Source organism: Psychrobacter sp. P2G3 (assembly GCF_001593285.1).
Taxonomy (GTDB): Bacteria; Pseudomonadota; Gammaproteobacteria; order Pseudomonadales; family Moraxellaceae; genus Psychrobacter.
Genome location: NZ_CP012529.1, coordinates 1333808 through 1355755 on the forward strand (window position 1 = coordinate 1333808; position 21948 = coordinate 1355755).

The following is a 21948-nucleotide window of genomic DNA, read 5'->3' on the forward strand; positions in this document are numbered from 1 at the left end:
TATTATATTGTAAATACCCTGCTAACTATCAGGAATTAGGTGAAAGTGTAAGTTCTGCTAATATTATGTTAAGTCGCTATATGGCATAGAGTTATATCAGTAAGTGTGAAGAGTGGTTTTTGATAGCTTTATATCAATTATGTTGGCATGTCATAGCAATTGTGTTGGAATATCTGTGATAATCACATCAACCTGCCATTTTACAAGTTGCTTCGCTACTTCAATGTCATTTACTGTCCATGCACTCACTGGTAAACCGTGCCGATGAGAGTTTTGGATAACCGACTGCGTAATGAGCGGATAATATATACCAAGCCGGGTACAGCCCAATTGCAAGGCAGTATTAGGTGCTGATGCAAGTAATTGTGGCATACGTACTAATAAGCCCCGCGGGATATGTGCGAGTGATTTATTACGTTGAAGCTGGGCGAGAAGTTGGACATCAAAGGTGGTTAGAACGATAGGTAAACTGGCAAGTGGCGTATCTACTAGATAACGTGTCAGTGCCTGTATTAATTTGGAATAATTTGTGCGGTCATGGGTTTTAATCTCTAGCTCAATATGAGTAAATTGAGTCAAAGTAGGGATGAGTATTTTGGGCTTTTGAGTAACAGGTATTAAATACTTAGATAAACTTGATTGAAAAAGAACAGCTTTAGAGGGATAAATCATTGATTGAGCTAACATATCTAAAGTAATGATTTTATGCCCTGATTGTAGTTGGCGTTGAATCTCAACCAAACTGAGCTGATCTACTCGTGACTGCAAGCCACATAATCGTTGTAACGTCTCATCATGAAATATTATCAAATGACCATCTGCAGTCAGCTGTACGTCAAACTCTACCCCTGCCAAGCCACGTGGCTGTAAACCATACGCATGCTCAAAACCATATAGTGTATTTTCTAACGCTTCACTACGTGCGCCTCGATGACCTAAAAGCAGCGTATTATCAAGTTTTATCATAAATGCCTGCTATCAATTGTTTCTTAGCTCAATAGTATGATGCCTCGTAAAATTTTGCCAAAAAATATAAAAACTGTGTGGTACGAATTTAAACAGTTTAATTTTAGAGGGCTTAGCAAAAATAGCAATTATCATCAACTCAGTTAAGATAATAAGCCAGTTAAGCTATAAATATCTTAATGAATGTTTGTTGCATTTTTGCAACTAAAAACGTCTTTTATGGTCCTTGATAGATTTTATTTGTATATCAATGGTCTACATTACTGACCAACAGCTGTAAACCTCGTATAATGGCCTGATTTTAATATTGGTCTTACGTAGCTATCATGGCTGTATGACAATCTAGATAGCAATACTGTCCATCGTTGACGGTGCAAATGAGTAAATCGGGAGCAAAATAGATATGAGCGTAGCGAATAAAAAATGGATGAAATGGCAGAAAGCTGCTGGTATTAGTGTGATATGTGGTTTAGCTATTGCTGGGTGTGATCGTTCGGATAAAGAAGACGATACTGCCGAGACAGCAGAGGTGACAACTGAGCAACCGGCAGCCAATGATGGCACAGTTGTTCCTGCTATTAGCTGTGATAACCCAATGGTACAAGATCGTTTGAAAATCTCCCTAAAAAATATGCTCAATCAGCAGGCACAGACATTGGCTGCTAATTATGCAAACGATGCAGAAGTAAGTGTAAACACTGGTGCTATCAGTGATAAGGTTAACAGTATTTTAATTGATGTACAAAATGCTGCAATTTTACAAGAAGCCAATGCTAATGGCATGACGACCTGTCAAGCAAGTGTCAGCATGACGTTGCCAAGTGAGGATTTATATCAAGCTAGCCAAATGCGTGCTGCTAATAACCAGCCAAGTTTGCAGACTAGTCTCGCGCAAGACAATATTCGCATTAATAATAATATGCTAGTCGATGATACGTTTACTTATGTCGTTGGTGCTCAAAGTGGTCAGATACAAGTACGTATCGCCGGACAGCCAGCCTTAATTACCGTAGTATCTGATGTGATGGCAGGCTCTGTCTTAAAATCAGTTGTGGATGAGCAAATAGCTAAGCGTCAAGCACAAGAAGCTGCTCGTCGCCGTGAAGCTGCGCGCAAAAACAGTGAAAACCAAGTAAATCGCCAGCCTAAAGCTGTAACCCCAGTTGAGCCAGTGCGTCCAGCTAAACCTGCTACGCCACCTAAACCTGCTACGCCGCCTACTATTAATCAAGGTAATAGCCAAAGTAGTGCTCAAGCAGTAGAGCTACCTAGTGTTGACGCTAAAGCACCAGTAACGCCAGAAGTACCAAAGATCGTTCCTAAAGATGAAAGCATTGATATGGTTATCGTTGAAGATGAAAACGCTACTTATTAACAGTTAGCACTACTTTTGAGCTAGATGATAATTATTTCAAAGTTAGTTATTTAAAAGCTTAGATAAGAAAACGCCCGCAACCATGATAAGTTGCGGGCGTTTTACGTATTGAAGAGTGGTGATGAAACGAAATGAAGTTAGATGATTAAACAAATTATATGCTAGCCATCATTATTCTAGCTGTTTTGTTTCTAGTTATCGTTCTATCCATTAGTTTACTTATTGTTAGTTGTGAAAGCCTCTAGTACCTTACTATTCCATAGTATCTCAGAGACTTGTTCGGGGTCAGTACAGAAGCGTGCGGCGACAAACAGCCAATCAGATAAGCGATTGATAAAGCTCACCGCAGTACCACGAATTGCTTGTGGACGCTCTTGCTGTAATAGCACTGCTTGACGCTCAGCACGGCGACAAACCGTACGCGCTACATGCAGTTGGCTGACCAAAACTGAACCTGTCGGTAAAATAAAATCTTTTAACGGTGGCAGGGTGGTATTCATCGCATCAATCTGTTGTTCTAACCATTCAATATGGGTTGCACTCACACCTTCATATTCTGGCATGGCAAGCTCGCCACCGATATTGAATAATAAATGTTGAATAATGATTAAGGCTTGTGCAAAGTCCAACTCTTTTTGTTGCAAACGCTCAGGTAACTGTTGTTTATTTGGCGTCTCGTTATCAGTTATCGCTTGTGTGAGATGTGCCCGTACTAGGCCGATATGTGAGTTAAGCTCATCGATATCGCCCATTACGCTAAATAGGTTATCAGCTTTACTAACGCGACTACCATCTGCCATGCCAGTACTGCCGTCATCTCCAGTACGTGTATATATTTTGCTTAAGCGATTACCCATGTTTAAATCCTTAGATGTTTTTATCGTTGAATACAGTTAGTTATGCGCTCATTGTAGTATTTTACAGTCGTTTTCGCTAAGATAATGGGTTAAGTTTTATATTGTAGTAATTTTTGGAATTATAAGCGGAATTTCAGGCTTGCTAATAAGCTTAATACTGCCAATATGTTCCTTTTATCTCAATTTATCTATCTTGTTTTAATTAAAAGGCTTTTATACCATGAACACACCACTTGCCGACGCTATGTCTCAGCTTGCCATTTATGATTCACTGACTGGCGGTAAACGTCAGTTTGAACCGCTTAAAGCCGGGCAGGTAGGCATGTATGTGTGCGGTATGACTGTCTATGATTATTGTCATATTGGTCACGCCCGCGTGATGGTTGGGTTTGATATGGCGGTACGCTGGCTTAAGCAATTGGGTTATGACGTTAATTATGTACGCAATATTACCGATATTGATGACAAAATCATCGCTCGCGCTAACGAGAACGGCGAAGATATTAGTGTACTGACTCAGCGCTTTATCGAAGCGATGCACGAAGATGCGACCGCACTTGGCTGCCAAATGCCGGACGCTGAACCACGTGCCACTGATCATATTGATGAGATGCAGCAAATGATTGAGACGCTGGTCACCGGCGACTATGCGTATGCAGGCGACAATGGTGACGTTTATTATGCAGTAGATAGCTTCGCAGATTATGGCAAATTGTCAAAGCGTAATCTTGATGATATGCAGGCAGGCTCGCGAGTCGATGTCGAAAATGATAAGCGGAATCCGTTTGACTTTGTACTCTGGAAATCGGCAAAACCTGATGAGCCGCAATGGGCATCACCATGGGGACAAGGGCGTCCAGGCTGGCATATTGAGTGCTCGGCCATGTCGACTAAGTGCCTAGGCAATACCTTTGATATTCATGGCGGTGGTCATGACTTACAGTTTCCGCATCACGAAAACGAGATAGCCCAATCTGAAGCAGCGACTGGCTGTGAGTACGCGCGTAACTGGATGCACGTTGGTTTTATCAATGTCGATGGCGAAAAAATGTCTAAGTCATTAGGCAACTTCTTTACCATTCGCGATGTAACCGCAAAATATTTGCCTGAAACGGTGCGCTTCTTTTTATTATCGAGCCATTATCGTAGCCAAGTGAATTTCTCTGATAGTGCCTTAGATGAGTCGCACAATAGCCTAAGCAGATTATACAATGCGTTAAAGCTAGCCGAGCAGCAAAAAGGGCAGGCTTTGACAGTCACTGACGAGTTGATAAATGATGCTTACAGGAGCACTGCTGGGCAAGATTTCATTAAAGCGATGAATGATGACTTTAATAGCTCAACGGCGATTAGTGTATTATTTGGGCTGGCACGTGATATTAATAAAGCTGTCAAGGCTGAAGAGGTAGATACTGCATGGCAGTTGGCGCAGCAGCTAAAAGCGTTGGCACAGGTGCTGAACATTCTACAGCAGCCAGTCCAACAGTTTCTGCAAGCAGTGATTGGCGAACAAGCGGATGACGGATTAACCGATGCTGCTATTGATGGCTTAATCATTGAACGTGCAGATGCCAAAACCAACAAAAATTTTGCACGTGCTGATAAGATACGTGAACAACTAAAAGAGGCAGGTATTGAGCTTGAAGATAGCCGTGCTGGTACGACATGGCGTCGTGCTTAACGTAAAATCTAGCTTTCGTATATACGTATACTAACAAATTAAGTCAGCTTTACGCTGGCTTTTTTTTGCTGACTGCATTAGCTTATTATCAATCTAAAGCTAAAATTTTTTTGTATGCAAACTCCTTATAACCAACGATTTTTTAAAAATATGAATACTTTTAGAAGTGATGATGTTAAAGGTAATAAAATTGCAAATCGTCCTAAGTGCTCTTACTCTTACGAAGCTACGTGGTGCACTGTGCTTCAATCGATATTTGGTTTTATAGTCATTGCACTGGGTACTATTTACACTCCTGTTTATGCTGCAACCAGTGATAATGAAGCTAGCACTAGTGAACAGAACGCTGGTATTCAAGATGATTCAAAATCACAGGTGGCGACCAAAGCAGAGAACTTAGTAGATTATGCTGCCCAAAAGATTGAAACAATCAAAAAGGAAGGTGTTAGTGTCTCCGGTGTAGCAGAAGAGATTTTTGATCCAACTGAACGCAATGCAGTACAACAAGCTGGAAACTTACAAGGCGATACAGGACTTAAAGGAGAGTATAACGAAGGCTACTATCTTTTAGACAAAATCAATACTGGTCTACCCCCATTGTCTGAGCCACCAAACCTATCAACACCGTTGGCTACTTTAGAGTTTTTCCAATCAGCAGTGATGAAGCAGCAATTTGACTTGGCAGCCTATGCGCTTAATATGAACCTGATTGATAGTGAGGTTCAGCGTAGTCGTTCACTTGAATTGGCCAAGCGTCTTGATTTTTTGTTATCTGAAAGAGAGCTCTACTTATTTGATGACCTGCCAGATCGTCCTGATGGTTTAATCGAGCCTCCACTTGGCAATACCAGTAGTGTAATGGGTATTCCGCGACGCTCTATTCAACTCGGTTACATCGAGTACCGTGAACGCCGTGTACCTGTCTATCTGGAGCGAGTACAAGTTGATGACAAGGCACCAATTTGGGTGTTCTCAGCGCAAACGGTTGGCAATATTGACAATCTTTATGAGCAATATCATCCAGCAGAGTTTGAACGCTATCTACCTACATGGATGAAAATACAGTTTTTTAACATTGCCTTATGGGAGTTTTTAGCATTATTTTCATTTTTCTTAGTGACTATGGGAGTAGGTTGGCTACTTAGTAAGGGTACTGAAAAAATTATCAGCCGTTATATTGATGATGATCAGAAATACAGCTCTTACGTCGGCAGCACTAATGGTGTGGCAGACTTAGTCAGTAAGCTAACCGTGCCGCTAACCTTTAGCATTAGCTTTTTATTAGTTTTTACTTTAGTGTCGGGTGGTTTTCCCTATCTAGATGCAGTAGCATCATCGACTCGTCCAATCATTTGGATTGGGTTAGTGTTTAGTACCATGTGGTTGGGTATACGCGTTATTAACTTTTTTGCCAATCGCTATCAAGACATGCAAATTGAGAATTTGGCTGAAGAGCACTTTGATAAGGAGCGTCGCCGCCGCACTTATGTGTCGGTATTTCGTCGCGTTTTTATCTTTGCCATGATTCTCGGCAGTATTTGGATTGGTCTTAGTGAATTCACTAATATGGAAGGCCTTGGCACGACGTTATTAACATCGGCTGGTATTGCTGGCGTGGTCATTGGTATTGCCGCCCAACCTATACTAGGTAATATTATTGCTGGTGTACAGGTGGCCGTCACTCAGCCAGTACGTATCGGCGATACAGTGATGATGGAAGGTGATTGGACAACGATTGAGGATTTACGTTATACCTATGCGGTGCTAAAAACATGGGATGAACGCCGCTTGATTGTACCGATGCGTAGACTAATTACTGAAATTGTAGAAAACTGGTCACATACGGAAGTTCATCAAACTTGTGTGGTTTACCTATATGTTGACTACGGCGCAGATATTAAAGCCATTAGAAAGAAGTTTGTGGAACTAGTGCAAGCGAATGAGTTGTGGGACGGCGAAACCGAACCTGAGCTGCTCACTGTATCATTAAGCGAAAATACGATTAAATTACGTGGAAGTTTGGCTTCTGATGGTCCTATGAGTGCTTTCGACTTGGAATGTCAGGTACGTGAACAGATGCTCAACTATCTGTACCATGAACAAAGAGAACATCTACCAGCTGAACGCTTGATATTCAAGGATAGAGATGAATAAGTAGTCATAGGTTAAGTTTTTTGCCCATAAAAAAGTGATGAACATAATTAGACAGATATCAGTAAAATAATCTGATAAATATAGCATGCGATTTGCACGCTTATTTGTTATAATATGGCGTTATTTTTAAGGGATAACTGAGCTATTAAGAGTAAGACTGCGCTATATTTGCGCTAACTTACAACTGATAAATCAATTGCAATTTTCGAGTGTCTCCATTTGTTTAATGACAAATAACTACTGGTTTATTGCTAATTATCTAAAGCTCTATGATTGTAAGTCTTTGCCACATAAGACTTAAATATCGTAAGGTCATACCGGTATCTTGGTTCATTGTCTTAATATGAAAATCCCACCCATCAAAATAACCACCACTAGGGGTCTGTATGTTGCGAATTGTCGATGAAGCCTTAACCTTTGATGACGTCTTGTTGTTACCAGCCTATTCTGAAGTCCTGCCAAAAACTGCCAATCTGTCTACTCGTTTGACCAAAAATATCACTCTGAATCTGCCGCTAATTTCTGCTGCTATGGATACTGTGACTGAGTCAGAGATGGCTATTACTATGGCACAGCTGGGCGGCATGGGTATTTTGCATAAGAGTATGGATATCGTTAAACAAGCCATGCAAGTACGCCGCGTCAAAAAGTTCGAAGCAGGTACGGTCGTTGATCCTATTACGGTACATCCAGAGATGACGATCGGTAACTTATTACAGCTAACTCAAGATAATAATATTTCAGGTGTGCCTGTAGTAGAGAAGGGTACAGATAAAGTCGTTGGTATCGTTACCCATCGTGATTGGCGCTTTGAGACCAATTTATCGTTACCAGTTAGCCATATCATGACGCCAAAAGAGCAGTTAGTCACCGTTCATGAAGGCGAAAGTAACGAAAATATCAAAAAATTGCTGCATGAGCATCGTATCGAAAAAGTCATTGTCATTGATGATAATTTCCGTCTACGTGGCCTGATTACAGTTAATGACTTTGCCAAAGCTGAAAACAACCCTAATGCTTGTAAAGATGAGCATGGTCGTCTGCGTGTTGGCGCTGCTGTTGGTACGGGTGCAGATACACAAGCGCGCGTTGAGGCTTTGATTGAGGCTGACGTGGATATTATTGTAGTCGATACAGCTCATGGTCACTCAAAGGGTGTCATTGATAAAGTCTCTTGGATTAAGAAAAACTACCCAAATGTGCAAGTTATCGGTGGTAATATTGCGACAGGCGACGCTGCTAAAGCCTTACGCGATGCGGGTGCTGATGCGGTAAAAGTCGGTATTGGTCCTGGGTCTATTTGTACCACGCGTATTGTCGCTGGTATTGGTGTACCCCAAATCTCCGCTATCGATAATGTTGCCAGTGCATTGCAAGACAGCATTCCATTGATAGCAGATGGCGGTATTCGCTATTCAGGCGATATAGCAAAAGCAATCGCTGCTGGTGCGTCGTGCATCATGGTAGGTTCGCTCATGGCTGGTACTGAAGAAGCACCGGGCGAAGTTGAGTTGTTCCAAGGTCGTTACTATAAAGCCTACCGCGGTATGGGTAGCTTAGGCGCGATGTCAGGTTCGAACGGTTCATCAGACCGCTACTTCCAAGATGCCAAAGATGGTGTAGAAAAACTCGTACCAGAAGGTATCGAAGGTCGCGTTCCTTATAAAGGACCAGTTGCTGGTATTGTTAACCAATTGGTTGGCGGTTTGCGCTCATCAATGGGCTATACCGGTTGTGCTACTATCGAAGATATGCGTAGCAAACCACAGTTTATCAAAGTCACATCAGCAGGCATGAAAGAATCTCATGTCCATGATGTGCAAATTACCAAAGAAGCACCGAACTATCGTGTGGACTAAACGAAAGCGTTAACTAAATTATCGCTTTAAATATTCATTCTTTGATATATAATGTCTTTAAGATACAAACAGTCAACAATGCTCGTGTGTTGTTGGCTTTTTTTATAAACGATGCAGTAGATAGACTGTGATGTCTGATGGCATTATCTAGTCTTTTACTTTTAGCACCTAGCATAAGGATATAATCATAATGAGCTATTTTGGTACCGATGGTATACGTGGAAAGTTTGGTCAACTACCTATTACCCCCGATTTTATTTTAAAACTAGGTTATGTAACGGGGCGAGTGCTCATAGAAAATAATGATAATCCTAATCGCAAACCGAGTGTCGTAATTGGTAAAGATACACGCCTATCAGGCTATGTAATTGAAGGAGCGTTGCAGGCAGGTTTTAATGCCGCAGGGGTAGATGTTCATATGCTTGGCCCATTACCGACACCAGCTATTGCACATATTACTCGTAGTTTCCATGCAGATGCTGGCGTTGTTATTTCAGCTTCACATAACCCTTATTATGATAACGGTATCAAATTATTCTCAGGTAATGGCAAAAAGCTGACCGATGAGATGCAAAATGCCATTAATGATAAGTTACAAGCGATGATGAATGCATCTCATAGTGATAATGATTTACTTATGCCTATTGTAGATCCAGCGCAGTTGGGTAAGCATACTAGAATTGATGATGCTATAGGTCGCTACATTGAATTCTGTAAAGGTAGCTTTCCTTATCAGTATGATTTAGGCCATCTGACGGTAGTAGTAGATTGCGCGAATGGTGCAGGCTATAGTGTAGCGCCGAGAGTCATGCGTGAGCTTGGTGCCACGGTGATTGCTATTAATAATAAACCTGATGGCATTAATATTAATGCTAACTGTGGCTCGACGCATCCCGAAGGTCTGCAAAAGGCTGTATTAGAGCACAATGCAGATGTTGGTATTGCTTTAGATGGTGATGGCGACCGTATCGTGATGGTTGATGAAAAAGGCGAGCTGGTCGATGGTGATGGCATCTTATATGTACTTGCTACCCAAGGTCAGACGCGTGCTGAAGGGGTTGTAGGTACGCTCATGAGTAATATGGGTTTAGAGCTGGCACTACAAAACGAAGGCATTGAATTTACCCGTGCCAAAGTTGGCGATCGTTATGTGATGCAAGAGCTTGAAGCCAATGACTGGATACTAGGCGGAGAGCCATCGGGACATATTTTATGTTTAGATAAGAGTCGTACTGGGGATGCTATTATTGCAAGCTTACAAGTGCTTGCCGTTATGCAATCACAAGGTAAAGCATTAAGTGAGTTGACGGAAGGCTTTGAGATCTTACCGCAAAAACTTGTCAATGTCCGTTTGAATCAAATGCAGGACCCTTACGAGTATGAGGAATTGGTGACAGCTTTTGATAAAGCACAGACTACTTTAGAAGGTCGTGGTCGTTTGCTTATCCGTCAATCAGGCACAGAACCGATGATTCGAGTTATGGTCGAGTCAGATGACGAAATTGAATGTGATGTAATGGCCAATGATTTAGCCAACCACATTAAAACCGTATTGGGCTAATGGTGTTTGATATGATAATAATATTAAAATAAGGAAGCACAATGAGCATGGACTTTACTGATCAGCGTTTATCATATGAAAAAGGTAGTCTTGATCAGCAGTCGGTACCAGCATCACCGTTTGAGCTGTTAAAAGGCTGGATGAGTGAGGCGATAGAGCAGCAAGTGCAAGAGCCGTATGCTATGAGCTTAGCGACTTGCGGCGCGGACAATAAGCCTAGTGTCCGTATCGTTCTTATGCGCGAAATCACTGAGAATGGCGTAGTATTTTATACTAACTACGAAAGCGCTAAAGGTCAGGATATCGCAGAAAATCCAAATGCTGAGGTACTGTTCTTTTGGCATGAGCTTGAGCGTCAAATTCGCATTAGTGGCAGCATTGCTAAAATAAATGCTGATAAATCTGCAGCTTATTTTCAAAAGCGTCCACATGATAGTCAAGTAGGCGCGTGGGTCAGTCAACCACAAAGCGGTGAAGTGGCTAATCGCGAAGTAATGGAGCAAACCTTTACCGAGCTGCAAGCTGATTACCCAGAGAATTCACAAGTACCAACGCCGGAGTTTTGGGGTGGTTATGAGATTACCATTAATGAGATTGAGTTTTGGCAAGGGCGCGCTAGTCGCATGCATGATCGTATTGTCTATACTCGTGATAGCAGTAATGTGAATAAAGATGATGCTAGCTGGTCTACCAAGCGCTTATTGCCATAAGCTTCTCATTCTTTATTGCAAATAAAAAGGAGCCCAATTTAATTGGACTCCTTTTTTTTAGTTATCATTATTTATAGTGGCTAAAATGACAAACAAGACATTTATGTTTGTCTAGATTCATCATACTCGGCTTCAAGGCGCATAGCGTTTTGATAGCTCTCAATGCCAGCAAGCTGCAATGCATATTGCTTAATGTTAGGATAATCTTCAAGCTTTTGACGCTTAGCAAGAATAATTAAATCAAACGATAGCATAAAGTCGGCACCACTCAGTTTATCACCTACAATAAACGACTTATTTTCGACTGATTTATCCAGATATTTGAACAATCTGGTTTTTTCTGTCTCGATATAACCGTTTAAAAACGCATTGTCATCAATGCCTGCTTTACTAGTAAACAGTTCAAGCATTAATGGCAACATGAGTGAGCTTTCTGCAAAATCAATCCATTGCAGATAATAGCCATAATCTGAGCTATCTGTTGCAGGACGCAGACGATCTGGCGCAAATCGTTCAATCAACAACTCAGTAATAGCACCTGACTCAGCATAGATTTGTCCATCCATCTCGATAACCGGAGACTTACCAAGTGGATGTACCGCCTTTAGTGAATCTGGTGCTAAATGAGTCTTGGCATCGCGTTGATGACTGACAACTTCATAAGGCACACCCAGCTCTTCTAATAGCCAAAGCGTACGTAGCGAGCGCGATTGATTAAGATGATGTAAGCGAATCATAGTATTGGCCTTTTTTGATTAGTCTGTTGTGTTAGTCATCGATCGAATGCTATTAGCCTTTAAGCTTAGCAATCAAACGTTTAGCAGCTTCTTCTGATGAGGCTGGATTCTGACCAGTAATCAACAAACCGTCTTCGACCACAAACGACTCCCAATCAGCGGCTTTTTCATAGTTACCGCCATTAGCTATCAGCGCATCTTCTACCAAGAATGGCACCACATCGGTAAGGCCAACTGCTTCTTCTTCTGTGTTAGTAAAGCCAGTAACGGTCTTACCTTTTACTAAGTATTCACCGTCAATCTTAACGTTTTTGAGTGCTGCAGGAGAATGACAAACAAAGGCAACAGGCTTGTCTTGCTTCACAAAAGTCTCAATCAAATTGATAGAGTTTTCATCGACTGCCAAATCCCATAATGGACCATGACCACCAGGATAGAATACTGAATCAAAATCTTCCGCTTTCATATCAGCAAGTTTTTTGGTATTGGCAAGATGCTTTTGAGCATCGCTGTCTTCTTTAAAACGCTTGGTATCTTTCGTTTGCGCATCTTCAGTATCGCTACTAGGATCAAGTGGTGGCTGACCACCAGCAGGAGAGGCGAGGGTCACATTGACGCCAGCATCAAGAAAAGCATAGTAAGGGGCTGCGAATTCTTCTAGCCAAAAGCCAGTTTTTTTACCAGTATCGCCTAATTTGTCGTGTGAAGTTAGTACCATTAAAATATTCATATTTGTCCTTTTTTATTAAAGTGATTTTTAAATTATTGATTGTTAGCAGTCATGCTTAATTCATAAAACCTAGTAAATATTGGCATTAACGATGACTGCTAGCCGTATTCATGTAACAGTATTCATGGTAAAGATGTCATTTTCAGTAGTTGTCTTAACAAATTATGTTGTTAAGTCGTTATTTAACTGTCCAGTGAGCATCGGTTATTTAACAAGAATTATTTAACGTCAGCTACTTTAACGACTGTTTTACCGAAGTTATCGCCATTTAGCATACGAACGAAGGCATTTGGTGCATCGTCTAAGCCCTCAGCGATGGATTCTTTGGTTTTCACGTCACCTGACTCAACCCATTTGCTCATGGTTTTTAGGAACTCTGGGAAATGATCACCATACTCTTCAAAGATGATAAAGCCTTTGATGGTTAGACGGTTGGCCAATACTTGACCCATTAGCATACCTAAACGATCTTTGCCATCAGGCAGTTCAGTCGCGTTGTATTGAGAGACCAGACCGCACACTGGGATACGTGCATGAGCATTTAATAATGGCATGACCGCGTCAAATACTTTACCGCCGACGTTTTCGTAATAGATATCGATACCATCTGGGCAAGCGGCTTTTAATTGTTCAGCGAAATCATCGGCTTTATGGTCAATACAGACATCAAAGCCAAGCTCATTCACTGCAAAGTCACATTTCTCTTTACCGCCTGCGATACCAACGGTGCGTACGCCATATTGATTACCAACTTGACCAACTGTTGCGCCAACGGGACCTGTTGCGGCAGCGACGACCAGCGTCTCACCTTTTTGTGGTTTACCGATATCAGTCAAACCCATGTAACCGGTAAAGCCAGGCATCCCCAATACGCCTAAACCATATGAAGGGTTTGGCATATCTTTATCTAATTTCAGTACGCCTTCGCCATCACTGACGCTATAATCCTGCCAGCCTGAATTTGAAACAACCAAATCGCCGACGGCAAATTTATCAAGGTTAGATTCAACGACTTGAGCAACCGTTGCGCCCATCATTACATCGCCAACTTCTAGTGGATCAGCATAGCTTTTAGCATCGCTCATACGTCCGCGCATATACGGGTCTAATGATAAATAGACGGTACGTAGCAGCATCTCATTTTCATTTGGCGTTGGGATATCGCTGGTTGTCATGTCAAAGTTTTCAGCTTTTGGCGCGCCATGAGGGCGACTGGCCAATTTAATTTGACGGTTTATTTTTTGATTTTGTTGTTTATCAAAGCTCATTTTAATAATCCTTATTTTATTTATTGGTTTATAGTTTTAAAGTATGGTGTTAGGTTTTAAAGTTAGCAGCCACTCAACAGTGAATGGCTACTAATAATAAAAACAATACGCAAAGCTGCTGTTTTATATAAAGTTATTATTTTTATTGGCTTATATTCTCAGATTACAGCTTCTAAAAGACTCTACTACTATTAAGCCACACTGGTTAACGAACGTTCTAAGATACGACGTGATACTTCTAAGTCATTGTTACCGTGTTCGCCCAGTTTTACCATGTTATGCGCTTCAAGCTGCTTGATAATCGGGTCAATCGCTGACTCATCTAATTCAGCATCTGCTAAGCTAACTGGTAGGCCAAGGCTACGGAAGAAGTTCTCGGTATATACGATAGCAGTCTCGATGATGCTGTCGTCGTCTTGTTTTGTATCAGTATTGCTATCGATAGCCCAAACGTTACGGGCATATTGAAGTAACTTGTCTTTTTTGCTTTCTTTTAGCTCACGCATTACCGATGGCAACAAGATGGTAAGAGTACGAGCATGGTCAATGCTATGTAATGATGTTAATTCATGACCAACCATGTGTGTCGTCCAATCTTGTGGTACACCAGTGCCAATCAAGCCGTTAAGCGCCATAGTTGCCGTCCACATAATATTCTTACGTGTCTCTAAGTTTTCTGGATCTGCTTTAACCGCTGCGCCTTCCTCAATCAAAATCTTAAGTAAGCTCTCAGCGAAGGCATCTTGCACTTTCGCATTGACTGGATAAGTCAGGTATTGTTCCATCACATGGACAAAGGCATCAGCAACACCGTTCATTACTTGACGTTCAGGTAATGTCATCGTCTTGGTTGGGTCTAGAATTGAGAATTTAGGGAAGACAAGTGGACTACGGAAAGGTAGTTTTGCTTGACGTTCACTATGGTTAACCACACCGCCGTTATTCATCTCAGAACCAGTCGCTGGAATAGTCAATACGGCACCCAAATCGATAGCAGTATCTATGTTTGCACAACCATTAAGAAGTGCATCCCATGCTTTTTCACGTGAGACAGTGCTGTCATCTTCGTTAAGTGAAGACACGAGCGCGACAAACTTACTACCATCAATGACTGAACCACCGCCAACTGCTAATAGAAAGTCAATGTTATGTTCATTAACCATATCAGCTGCTTTAAGCAGAGTATTGAATTCTGGGTTTGGCTCGATGCCGCCAAACTCAAAGACTTCGCGATTTCCGCTCGCTGATAACGCTTTTCTGACTTCGTCTAGAGTACCTGTGCGTTCAGCCGAGCCGCCACCATAAGTGATAAGTACTTTTGCATCATTAGGCACTAGATCTGATAGTTGTTCGATTTGGCCTTCGCCGAAGACGATACGTACTGGATTGTAATATTGAAAGTTATTCATAAGGTTCCTGAAATTCATTTAGTATTGGTTGAGTGTATGGTTTGTAGAAGTTTATGGTTTGCAAAAACAGACTAGAAAATTATCTAATCCGTTTTTGCGTATGTGGGCATTGTACAGTAATTAGACCGGTCGTCTATAGGTTTTTACAAAACTCTCGTATATCTATCATTTATAAGAAACTGGATATGAAAATGAGAATGCAAAATCTTTGAGCAGAACTTAAAGTACAAGCTTAGTAACCCATATGCTGTTAAGCGCTGCTTAGATCATCTTGAGAGTAAAGTAGTTAGGATGAAACTGATAGATAAAGAGGCTTGTCTAATATAGCTCATAGGCTAGACGTAATAGGTCTTGGAAATAGTTTTTACAAACTTAAAGCTAGATATAAAAGGGATACAGAGCAAAGAGCCGCTATTAGCGGCCCATCTCTGTAGTGGTCATCTGCCATACTTCGGCAAGTGGTGTATTGGTTTGACTAATTTTAGCAATCAAGCTAGCACCAAGCCATGCAAAGTACCAACGCTTCGCCACACTTTCTGCAGCGATATTATCGAGTTGTGGTACAGAGTTATCTGCCCAGCCAGCTTTGATTTGTTCGGCAAGCCAACTGATGGTTTGCTGGTAACCGGCGTAAAGTACTTTACGCATGGGCTCTGACATATCGGCAACCTCAGCGCTAAGCTTAACGACCAAGCATTTTTCGTGATCACAGCCGTTTTGCTGAGTGTCATACCAGCTTTGAAAATAGTCATAAAGCTTTTGCTGCGCGCTAATATCTTGGGCGCCAATAGTCTCAAGGCGATTCTTATACTTGGTAAAGTAATGATTGATAATAGCTTCACCAAACGCTTCTTTCGAAGCAAAGTAATGATAGAAAGAACCTTTAGGGACGCCTGCCGTGTCTAGTATCTGCTTGATACCGACAGCAGTGAAGCCCTTCTGCGCAATCAGTTGGTAACCTATCGCTAGTAGGTGGGCCCTTGTATCTGATGGGGTGATATTCGATGGAGCAATATCTGAAGGTGCAATATTTGATGTTGTAGCAGTTTTAATAATAGACATAAGAGCTCTGTTCTCCTTAGAACAATGTTTTTTAGTTTTATAATTATATTAGTGTAAGAGTTTCAAACTAAGGCATCAGGTTATAACGCTTAAAAACATTGCGTAGTGCTGTGTAGTGCTATATTACATAAGTATAATTTTATAGAAGTTACGTTTTATCAACAATGTTTAACGCCGAAGCAGTCTTGTTTTATCTACCGTCTATGTTACCATTAGACCAGTCGTCTAGCAAGCTTGGTTTTTGACTTAATAGCTTTATCGTCTATATAAGGTATATAGTCTAGAATCTTGCTAGCGCTTTTTTATGATTTTCGCAAAATATTTTATAAAGAATAATTTTAATTAACATCACACTAATAATTATCACAACTAATTAAGGATAGTAGTTATGACAACCAATAATACTGATAGCAATAACAACGCCTATAGCGACTTTCATTTGCAGTATATTGCAGGTGAGTGGCAGAGCGGACAAGATGACAGCATCAATACTAATGTCAATCCATATAATGGCGACACGCTGGTCGAGATTAAACAGGCGACGAAAGAACAGCTTGATGAAGCCTATCAGGCAGCGAATGCGGCACAAAAAGAATGGGCACAAAAGACGCCAGCTGAGCGTGCCAGTTTAATGTATAACGTCGTTAATGTCTTAGATCAGCGTCAAGACGAAATTGTCGATTGGCTCATCAAAGAGTCGGGCAGTACGCGTATCAAAGCAATGGTAGAGTTCGGTAGTGCGCGTGCGATTACGCTTGAAGCAGCCAGTTTCCCTAACCGTGTCCATGGCGAAATTCGCGCATCAAACACCCCCGGTAAAGAAAACTTCGTCTACCGTGAGCCAATCGGTGTCGTAGCCGTTATTAGCCCATGGAACTTCCCGCTACATCTTACCCAGCGTTCTATCGCGCCTGCATTAGCACTCGGTAACGCGGTTGTACTTAAGCCTGCAAGTGACACACCTATTACCGGTGGTTTATTGTTAGCAAAAGTATTCGAAGAAGCCGGTTTGCCAAAAGGATTACTCAACGTTGTCGTCGGTGCTGGTAGTGAGATTGGTGATGCCATTGTTACTCATGACATTCCAAGCTTTGTATCATTTACTGGTTCAACTTCAGTGGGTAAACATATTGGCGAATTGGCCAATGGTGGCGATTACATCAAGCAAGTTGCGCTTGAGCTCGGTGGTAATAGCCCATTTGTGGTATTAAAAGACGCAGATATTGAGCAAGCGGTTAAGGCAGCAGCCTTCGGTAAGTTCCTTCATCAAGGTCAAATCTGTCTCGCTATCAACCGTATTATCATTGAAGACGAGATTTATGATGACTTTATTGAGCGCTTCTTAGCTCATGTTAAAACCTTAAACGTCGGTGATCCGAACAAGCAAGATACGGCAGTCGGTCCAATCATTAATGAAAAACAAGTCAAATCACTGAAAGAAAAAATCGCTAAAGCACAGGAAGAAGGTGCCAAAATGATTTTGAGTGGTGAGATAAAAGGTCAGGTAGTACCACCGCATATCTTTACTGAAGTCACTCGTGAGATGGATTTGTCACGTAATGAGGTGTTCGGACCATTGGTCGGTATCATCCGTGCCAAAGATGAGGATGATGCGTTATCGATAGCCAATGACTCCATGTATGGTCTATCTAGTGCGGTATTTACAGTAGATATGCAAAAAGGTCTGCGCTTTGCGCGTGGTATCAGAGCTGGCATGACCCATATTAATGATATCTCAGTCAACGATGAGAGCAATATGCCATTTGGCGGCGAGAAAAATTCAGGTATTGGCCGCTTTAATGGTGAATGGATACTGGAAGAATTTACCAGAACGCATTGGATATCAATGCAAAACGAACCGCGTCAATATCCATTCTAATTTAGCCGTTTTAATAATACTAAACTTAATTAACACGTATGAAAAAGACCGCTTTTTTAGCGGTCTTTTTTTGTGTGAGTATTGGTCGTTCTATCTAAGAATTTTCTATCTAAGGTTGTGCTATCGAGAATGAAAACCTAGCAAGGCTTCAATTTCTTCAATAGTCATATTTCTAACAAGCGCTTGCTCTTCTACTGACAAACGATTGGTATGTTCTTTTATCATCGTATGGATGCTACGAGAGATCTCAGATGTCGTTGCATAATACATTTGTGGCTGTTCTTTGGTAAGCGTCATCAAAAATTTATTGACGATTTTGCGTTTTTCTTCCGGTGCATTTTCTTCAGTCATAGTATTCTCCTAGAAGTGAACCATTTAAGCAGCGAAGGTCTTAACAGTCAATGAGGCGAGTGTAATGTAAAAGATGAAGGAGCGATAATGTTTACGGTTATCCATTGTATAGCTTATAACATTCATTTAAAATGAATTTTAATATCTATTTTCTAAAATTACCCTAAGAAGACGGTCATGCAATCTATCAACTTACCTAGCAAGCCACCAAGCTCTCCGCATCCTATTCTTAATTTGAGCTTTCGCATATTTTTTAGTGCAGCGGCAGTATTTGCGGTGGTGATGATGGTGCTGTGGTCATTTGTATTTACTGGACATACTGATATCGATGCACAGGTTTTAAATCCGTTGTACTGGCACGGCCATGAGATGATTTATGGTTATGCCTTGGCAGTGGTCGCAGGATTCTTGCTGACAGCGGTAAAAACCTGGACAGGAGTAATGATGCCGCATGGCTATAAGTTGCTGGGTATCTTTAGCTGCTGGTTGCTGGCACGTATTAGCTGGTTCGCTTTTGGGCTTGGCATGACGATTGCGGGTAGTAGTATATCGTTGTTATATGCTGCCGCAGTATTTGATTTATTGTTCATCGGCTTAATGGCTTTTGTAATATTTCGAGCAGTATTGCAAGTAAAGCAGTATAAGCAGATGGGTATTTTAGCGAAGCTGGCGCTATTAACGTTGGGCAACGGATTGTGTTACTGGGGGATTATCAACGCAGACATGAGTACGACCAGAGTAGGTATCTACTTGGGTTTTTACTTAATTATCGGCTTGGTATTGACCATTGGCAGGCGCGTGGTGCCATTCTTTATTGAACGGGGTCTTAGCGTGACCAATGCTGAAGGCGTCAAAGAAACCGTCACCTTACGTAATAGCAAAGTGCAAGATATCGCCAGCCTAGTGTTCTTTTTAGCCTTTTTTATCGTGGATTCGTTTTACCCTAATAAGTACTTACTTACCGTTACCGCGCTTGGCGTGGCAGTGGTCAATATCGTGCGCCTAAAAGGTTGGTATCACCGCGGTATTTGGCAAAAACCATTGTTATGGTCACTATATATCGCGTTTTTAGGTATGTGTTTGAGCTTCTTGTTGTATGCGCTACAGCCATGGTTAGGGTACGCGCATAGTATTGCTATGCATGGGTTAGCGATTGCAGGTGTTGGGATGATGACGGTGGCGATGATGACGCGTGTATCACTTGGGCATACGGGACGCAGTATTCATCAGCCACCCAAGAGCGTGAATGTAATGTATATTTTGATGGTGCTGGTATTTGTTAGTCGGGTATTATTACCACTCGTTGATATGAGTCATTATCTATTATGGATTATGATTGCTCAAAGCGCATGGATTGCCTGCTTTGTGCTATTTTGCATGAGTTATCTGCCGATGCTCGCACGTCCTAGACCCGATGGTTTATTTGGGTAATGACTTATAGTTTATAGTTTTTTGGTAATTAGGTTTGAATGGATAAATTTTTAAGTAATTTGAATTAAATAGGAGCGCAAATTTATGCGACTGACCAATTATAGTGATTATGCACTGCGCTCATTAATTTATTTAGCAGTGAAGCCAGAGCCAGAAACACTGGCAAATATCAGTGATATCGCTAGCAGCTATAATATATCCAAAAGTCATTTGACCAAGATTATTCATCAATTAGGTCAGCTTGGTTATATAGAAAGTGTGCGCGGTAAGAATGGTGGTATTCGGCTGGCTTATGCGCCTAAAGACATCAATTTGGGTGTATTGATTAAACAGATAGAGCCTGATTTTGACTTGGTCGAGTGCTTTGCCACGCCAGTCAGCAGTGATGATAGAAAGCCACGCTCGACAGGTTTGCCAATCACGCTTATCAATGAAGATGTCAATAAAACTGTAGGCTGTGTAATTACGCCAGTATGTCAACTTAAAGGCGTGTTTTTTGAAGCGTTAACGGCGTTTATTACCGTCCTTGAAAAATATACCTTGGCAGATATTATTAAAAATGAAGACGAGTTGAGTCAGTTTTTGTTCTCCCAAAAGATGTAAAAAGGCTCAACATCAGCGATATAGTAAATCCACTATATTGCTGGTTTTGAGCCTAGATTTTTATCATTCAAGTTTAGTAGTACTCAAACAATAGACTTTCTGAATACTACTAATACTTGTTATTGGCTATTAGTTGCTAAGCTGCTCTACCTTACGCGAGCCTTGTGGCTGAATAGGGCGGTTATTACCTTCGTACAGATCAGACATAATATCAAACTGATCGCTAGCAAGGGTCAGAGGTTGCTTACTGACATACCATTGGACTTGTTCTGAACAAGGTGGTGTCGTTAGCGAGCCACTATAATGATAGAAAGTAGGCATTACAGGTGCTAAAGCAGACAAATCAACTTTATTGGCTGTGAATTCATCATCGTTTAAGGTAGTGATTTTAGTGCCGTTTAGCAATACGCGTAGCACATCATTGGCTTCACCAATTTGCAGCATAATACCCATTACAGCAAGATTGCCTTCACTATTGGCATGAACAAAATGAATTTCGCCTGGATAGTTCTGACTACCGAATTGATGCTCGCTTGGGGTATGGTAATGGAATTGCTTGAGCACATAGCGCTTATTGTCTAACTGAATTGTATTGTCTTCGGTCGTTGGTGTGTAGACGACAGTATGACCATTATCATGAATGCGGACATCGGTAGATTGGTTATAGTTAATGACAGGAGCGGCTGCACTACTGGCGGTAACGTTTGTAATATTGATAGGCGATTGCTGTTTGCCAATTTTGCAAGCGTTAGCACCTTCGACGTCACCCCAATATTCGGGGCCTGTATTGCCTACATATGACCATTTAGGATGATGGACGCTATTATTATCTTGCGCTGCCACTACGGTCGCATTGGCATCAGTAGGCTGATCTTTCAAAGCTTGCTGATTAGAGGTACAGGCAGAAAAACCTAGGGTGCTTACTGCCAAGATAGCAGTCGCTAAATAATGACGATTCATATTACAGTCCTTAATATGGTTAAAACGATAGTGTTATAGTTCGTTCAAAATAAAATCGATACGGCTTCTGTCAGCCTCGCGCGCAGATAAAACACATCACACTTTTATTTGATATGGGCTATAGCTTGCACTTAGTTTATTTATATCAACATTATTATCAATTGGCTATAAAACAGATTTATTAAAATATGGTTAAATGAATAATTAATAAATTTAACACTATTCGTTAATAAGAATATATTTGTAAGAAGGGTTTATAACAGAACGGTATTTATTTAGCAAATTACGATTACAGAAAAATATTAATGTGTAATAAACAGTTTTTGGAAAATTTTAAGAGATTTTCTCTTTAAAA

At 41.2% G+C, this 21948-nt stretch carries 18 protein-coding genes; 9 read left to right on the forward strand and 9 right to left on the reverse strand.

The genetic code is table 11. The annotated features are described in order from the left end of the window. Window positions 1-150 precede the first annotated feature (150 nt). On the reverse strand, window positions 151-966 hold the full coding sequence (locus AK823_RS05605; RefSeq protein WP_068327122.1) for a glycerophosphodiester phosphodiesterase: 816 nt from the start codon (window positions 964-966) through the stop codon (window positions 151-153). Between the two features lie 403 nt (window positions 967-1369). Between AK823_RS05605 and AK823_RS05610 the strand changes: the two genes are divergently transcribed. Then, the gene (locus AK823_RS05610) at window positions 1370-2341 is read left to right on the forward strand and encodes a hypothetical protein (RefSeq protein WP_068035294.1); all 972 of its coding nucleotides are present in this window, start codon (window positions 1370-1372) and stop codon (window positions 2339-2341) included. Between the two features lie 215 nt (window positions 2342-2556). On the opposite strand, the gene AK823_RS05615 is transcribed toward AK823_RS05610, so the two are convergent. Beyond that, window positions 2557-3198, reverse strand: a complete 642-nt coding sequence (locus AK823_RS05615) for a cob(I)yrinic acid a,c-diamide adenosyltransferase (RefSeq protein ID WP_068327125.1) — start codon at window positions 3196-3198, stop codon at window positions 2557-2559. 220 nt (window positions 3199-3418) lie between these two features. Here AK823_RS05615 and cysS point away from each other — a divergent pair, with 220 nt between their 5' ends. The 5 genes from cysS (at window position 3419) to pdxH (ending at window position 11163) form a co-directional block, all read left to right on the forward strand. Beyond that, complete coding sequence (gene cysS / locus AK823_RS05620) at window positions 3419-4879, forward strand: cysteine--tRNA ligase (protein WP_068327128.1); 1461 nt, start codon at window positions 3419-3421, stop codon at window positions 4877-4879. Window positions 4880-5029: 150 nt separating this feature from the next. Then, window positions 5030-7033: a mechanosensitive ion channel family protein gene (locus tag AK823_RS05625; protein WP_082785649.1), complete on the forward strand. Its 2004-nt coding sequence runs from the start codon at window positions 5030-5032 to the stop codon at window positions 7031-7033. Between the two features lie 386 nt (window positions 7034-7419). Beyond that, window positions 7420-8892, forward strand: a complete 1473-nt coding sequence (guaB, locus tag AK823_RS05630; RefSeq protein WP_068327131.1) for an IMP dehydrogenase — start codon at window positions 7420-7422, stop codon at window positions 8890-8892. Window positions 8893-9082: 190 nt separating this feature from the next. After that, complete coding sequence (glmM, locus tag AK823_RS05635; protein ID WP_068327134.1) at window positions 9083-10453, forward strand: phosphoglucosamine mutase; 1371 nt, start codon at window positions 9083-9085, stop codon at window positions 10451-10453. A gap of 47 nt (window positions 10454-10500) precedes the next feature. Beyond that, window positions 10501-11163, forward strand: a complete 663-nt coding sequence (pdxH, locus tag AK823_RS05640; RefSeq protein ID WP_068039093.1) for a pyridoxamine 5'-phosphate oxidase — start codon at window positions 10501-10503, stop codon at window positions 11161-11163. A gap of 101 nt (window positions 11164-11264) precedes the next feature. Here pdxH and AK823_RS05645 read toward each other — a convergent pair whose 3' ends face one another. The 5 genes from AK823_RS05645 to AK823_RS05665 form a co-directional block, all read right to left on the reverse strand. Beyond that, a complete protein-coding gene (locus AK823_RS05645) occupies window positions 11265-11900 on the reverse strand; it encodes a glutathione S-transferase (RefSeq protein WP_068035307.1) in 636 nt (211 codons plus the stop codon). Window positions 11901-11952: 52 nt separating this feature from the next. Next, on the reverse strand, window positions 11953-12630 hold the full coding sequence (locus AK823_RS05650; RefSeq protein WP_068035309.1) for a type 1 glutamine amidotransferase domain-containing protein: 678 nt from the start codon (window positions 12628-12630) through the stop codon (window positions 11953-11955). Window positions 12631-12848: 218 nt separating this feature from the next. Further along, window positions 12849-13898: an NADP-dependent oxidoreductase gene (locus AK823_RS05655; protein ID WP_068327137.1), complete on the reverse strand. Its 1050-nt coding sequence runs from the start codon at window positions 13896-13898 to the stop codon at window positions 12849-12851. 191 nt (window positions 13899-14089) lie between these two features. Next, on the reverse strand, window positions 14090-15307 hold the full coding sequence (locus tag AK823_RS05660) for an iron-containing alcohol dehydrogenase (protein ID WP_068327140.1): 1218 nt from the start codon (window positions 15305-15307) through the stop codon (window positions 14090-14092). Window positions 15308-15721: 414 nt separating this feature from the next. Next, window positions 15722-16369, reverse strand: coding sequence for a TetR/AcrR family transcriptional regulator (locus tag AK823_RS05665; protein ID WP_068035315.1), 648 nt, complete (start codon window positions 16367-16369; stop codon window positions 15722-15724). Between the two features lie 388 nt (window positions 16370-16757). Here AK823_RS05665 and AK823_RS05670 point away from each other — a divergent pair, with 388 nt between their 5' ends. Further along, on the forward strand, window positions 16758-18248 hold the full coding sequence (locus AK823_RS05670) for an aldehyde dehydrogenase family protein (RefSeq protein ID WP_068327143.1): 1491 nt from the start codon (window positions 16758-16760) through the stop codon (window positions 18246-18248). Between the two features lie 120 nt (window positions 18249-18368). On the opposite strand, the gene AK823_RS05675 is transcribed toward AK823_RS05670, so the two are convergent. Beyond that, a complete protein-coding gene (locus AK823_RS05675; RefSeq protein WP_068327145.1) occupies window positions 18369-18599 on the reverse strand; it encodes a hypothetical protein in 231 nt (76 codons plus the stop codon). A 177-nt stretch (window positions 18600-18776) separates the two neighbouring features. Between AK823_RS05675 and AK823_RS05680 the strand changes: the two genes are divergently transcribed. Both AK823_RS05680 and AK823_RS05685 read left to right on the forward strand, forming a co-directional pair. Continuing rightward, window positions 18777-20030 carry an NnrS family protein gene (locus AK823_RS05680; RefSeq protein ID WP_068327148.1) on the forward strand — a complete coding sequence of 418 codons (1254 nt, stop codon included), beginning with the start codon at window positions 18777-18779 and terminating at the stop codon, window positions 20028-20030. A gap of 84 nt (window positions 20031-20114) precedes the next feature. Beyond that, window positions 20115-20633: an Rrf2 family transcriptional regulator gene (locus AK823_RS05685; RefSeq protein WP_068327151.1), complete on the forward strand. Its 519-nt coding sequence runs from the start codon at window positions 20115-20117 to the stop codon at window positions 20631-20633. Between the two features lie 129 nt (window positions 20634-20762). Here AK823_RS05685 and AK823_RS05690 read toward each other — a convergent pair whose 3' ends face one another. Further along, entirely contained in the window at window positions 20763-21593 is an 831-nt protein-coding gene (locus tag AK823_RS05690) for a carbonic anhydrase family protein (RefSeq protein WP_068327154.1), read from the reverse strand. Window positions 21594-21948 lie beyond the last annotated feature (355 nt).

Excerpts from the sequence above, each read along its gene's own strand:
- AK823_RS05605 (WP_068327122.1), bottom strand. The coding sequence starts at position 966 with ATGATAAAACTTGATAATACGCTGCTTTTAGGTCATCGAGGCGCACGT.
- AK823_RS05610 (WP_068035294.1), top strand. The coding sequence starts at position 1,370 with ATGAGCGTAGCGAATAAAAAATGGATGAAATGGCAGAAAGCTGCTGGT.
- AK823_RS05615 (WP_068327125.1), bottom strand. The coding sequence starts at position 3,198 with ATGGGTAATCGCTTAAGCAAAATATATACACGTACTGGAGATGACGGC.
- cysS (WP_068327128.1), top strand. The coding sequence starts at position 3,419 with ATGAACACACCACTTGCCGACGCTATGTCTCAGCTTGCCATTTATGAT.
- AK823_RS05625 (WP_082785649.1), top strand. The coding sequence starts at position 5,030 with ATGAATACTTTTAGAAGTGATGATGTTAAAGGTAATAAAATTGCAAAT.
- guaB (WP_068327131.1), top strand. The coding sequence starts at position 7,420 with ATGTTGCGAATTGTCGATGAAGCCTTAACCTTTGATGACGTCTTGTTG.
- glmM (WP_068327134.1), top strand. The coding sequence starts at position 9,083 with ATGAGCTATTTTGGTACCGATGGTATACGTGGAAAGTTTGGTCAACTA.
- pdxH (WP_068039093.1), top strand. The coding sequence starts at position 10,501 with ATGGACTTTACTGATCAGCGTTTATCATATGAAAAAGGTAGTCTTGAT.
- AK823_RS05645 (WP_068035307.1), bottom strand. The coding sequence starts at position 11,900 with ATGATTCGCTTACATCATCTTAATCAATCGCGCTCGCTACGTACGCTT.
- AK823_RS05650 (WP_068035309.1), bottom strand. The coding sequence starts at position 12,630 with ATGAATATTTTAATGGTACTAACTTCACACGACAAATTAGGCGATACT.
- AK823_RS05655 (WP_068327137.1), bottom strand. The coding sequence starts at position 13,898 with ATGAGCTTTGATAAACAACAAAATCAAAAAATAAACCGTCAAATTAAA.
- AK823_RS05660 (WP_068327140.1), bottom strand. The coding sequence starts at position 15,307 with ATGAATAACTTTCAATATTACAATCCAGTACGTATCGTCTTCGGCGAA.
- AK823_RS05665 (WP_068035315.1), bottom strand. The coding sequence starts at position 16,369 with ATGTCTATTATTAAAACTGCTACAACATCAAATATTGCACCTTCAGAT.
- AK823_RS05670 (WP_068327143.1), top strand. The coding sequence starts at position 16,758 with ATGACAACCAATAATACTGATAGCAATAACAACGCCTATAGCGACTTT.
- AK823_RS05675 (WP_068327145.1), bottom strand. The coding sequence starts at position 18,599 with ATGACTGAAGAAAATGCACCGGAAGAAAAACGCAAAATCGTCAATAAA.
- AK823_RS05680 (WP_068327148.1), top strand. The coding sequence starts at position 18,777 with ATGCAATCTATCAACTTACCTAGCAAGCCACCAAGCTCTCCGCATCCT.
- AK823_RS05685 (WP_068327151.1), top strand. The coding sequence starts at position 20,115 with ATGCGACTGACCAATTATAGTGATTATGCACTGCGCTCATTAATTTAT.
- AK823_RS05690 (WP_068327154.1), bottom strand. The coding sequence starts at position 21,593 with ATGAATCGTCATTATTTAGCGACTGCTATCTTGGCAGTAAGCACCCTA.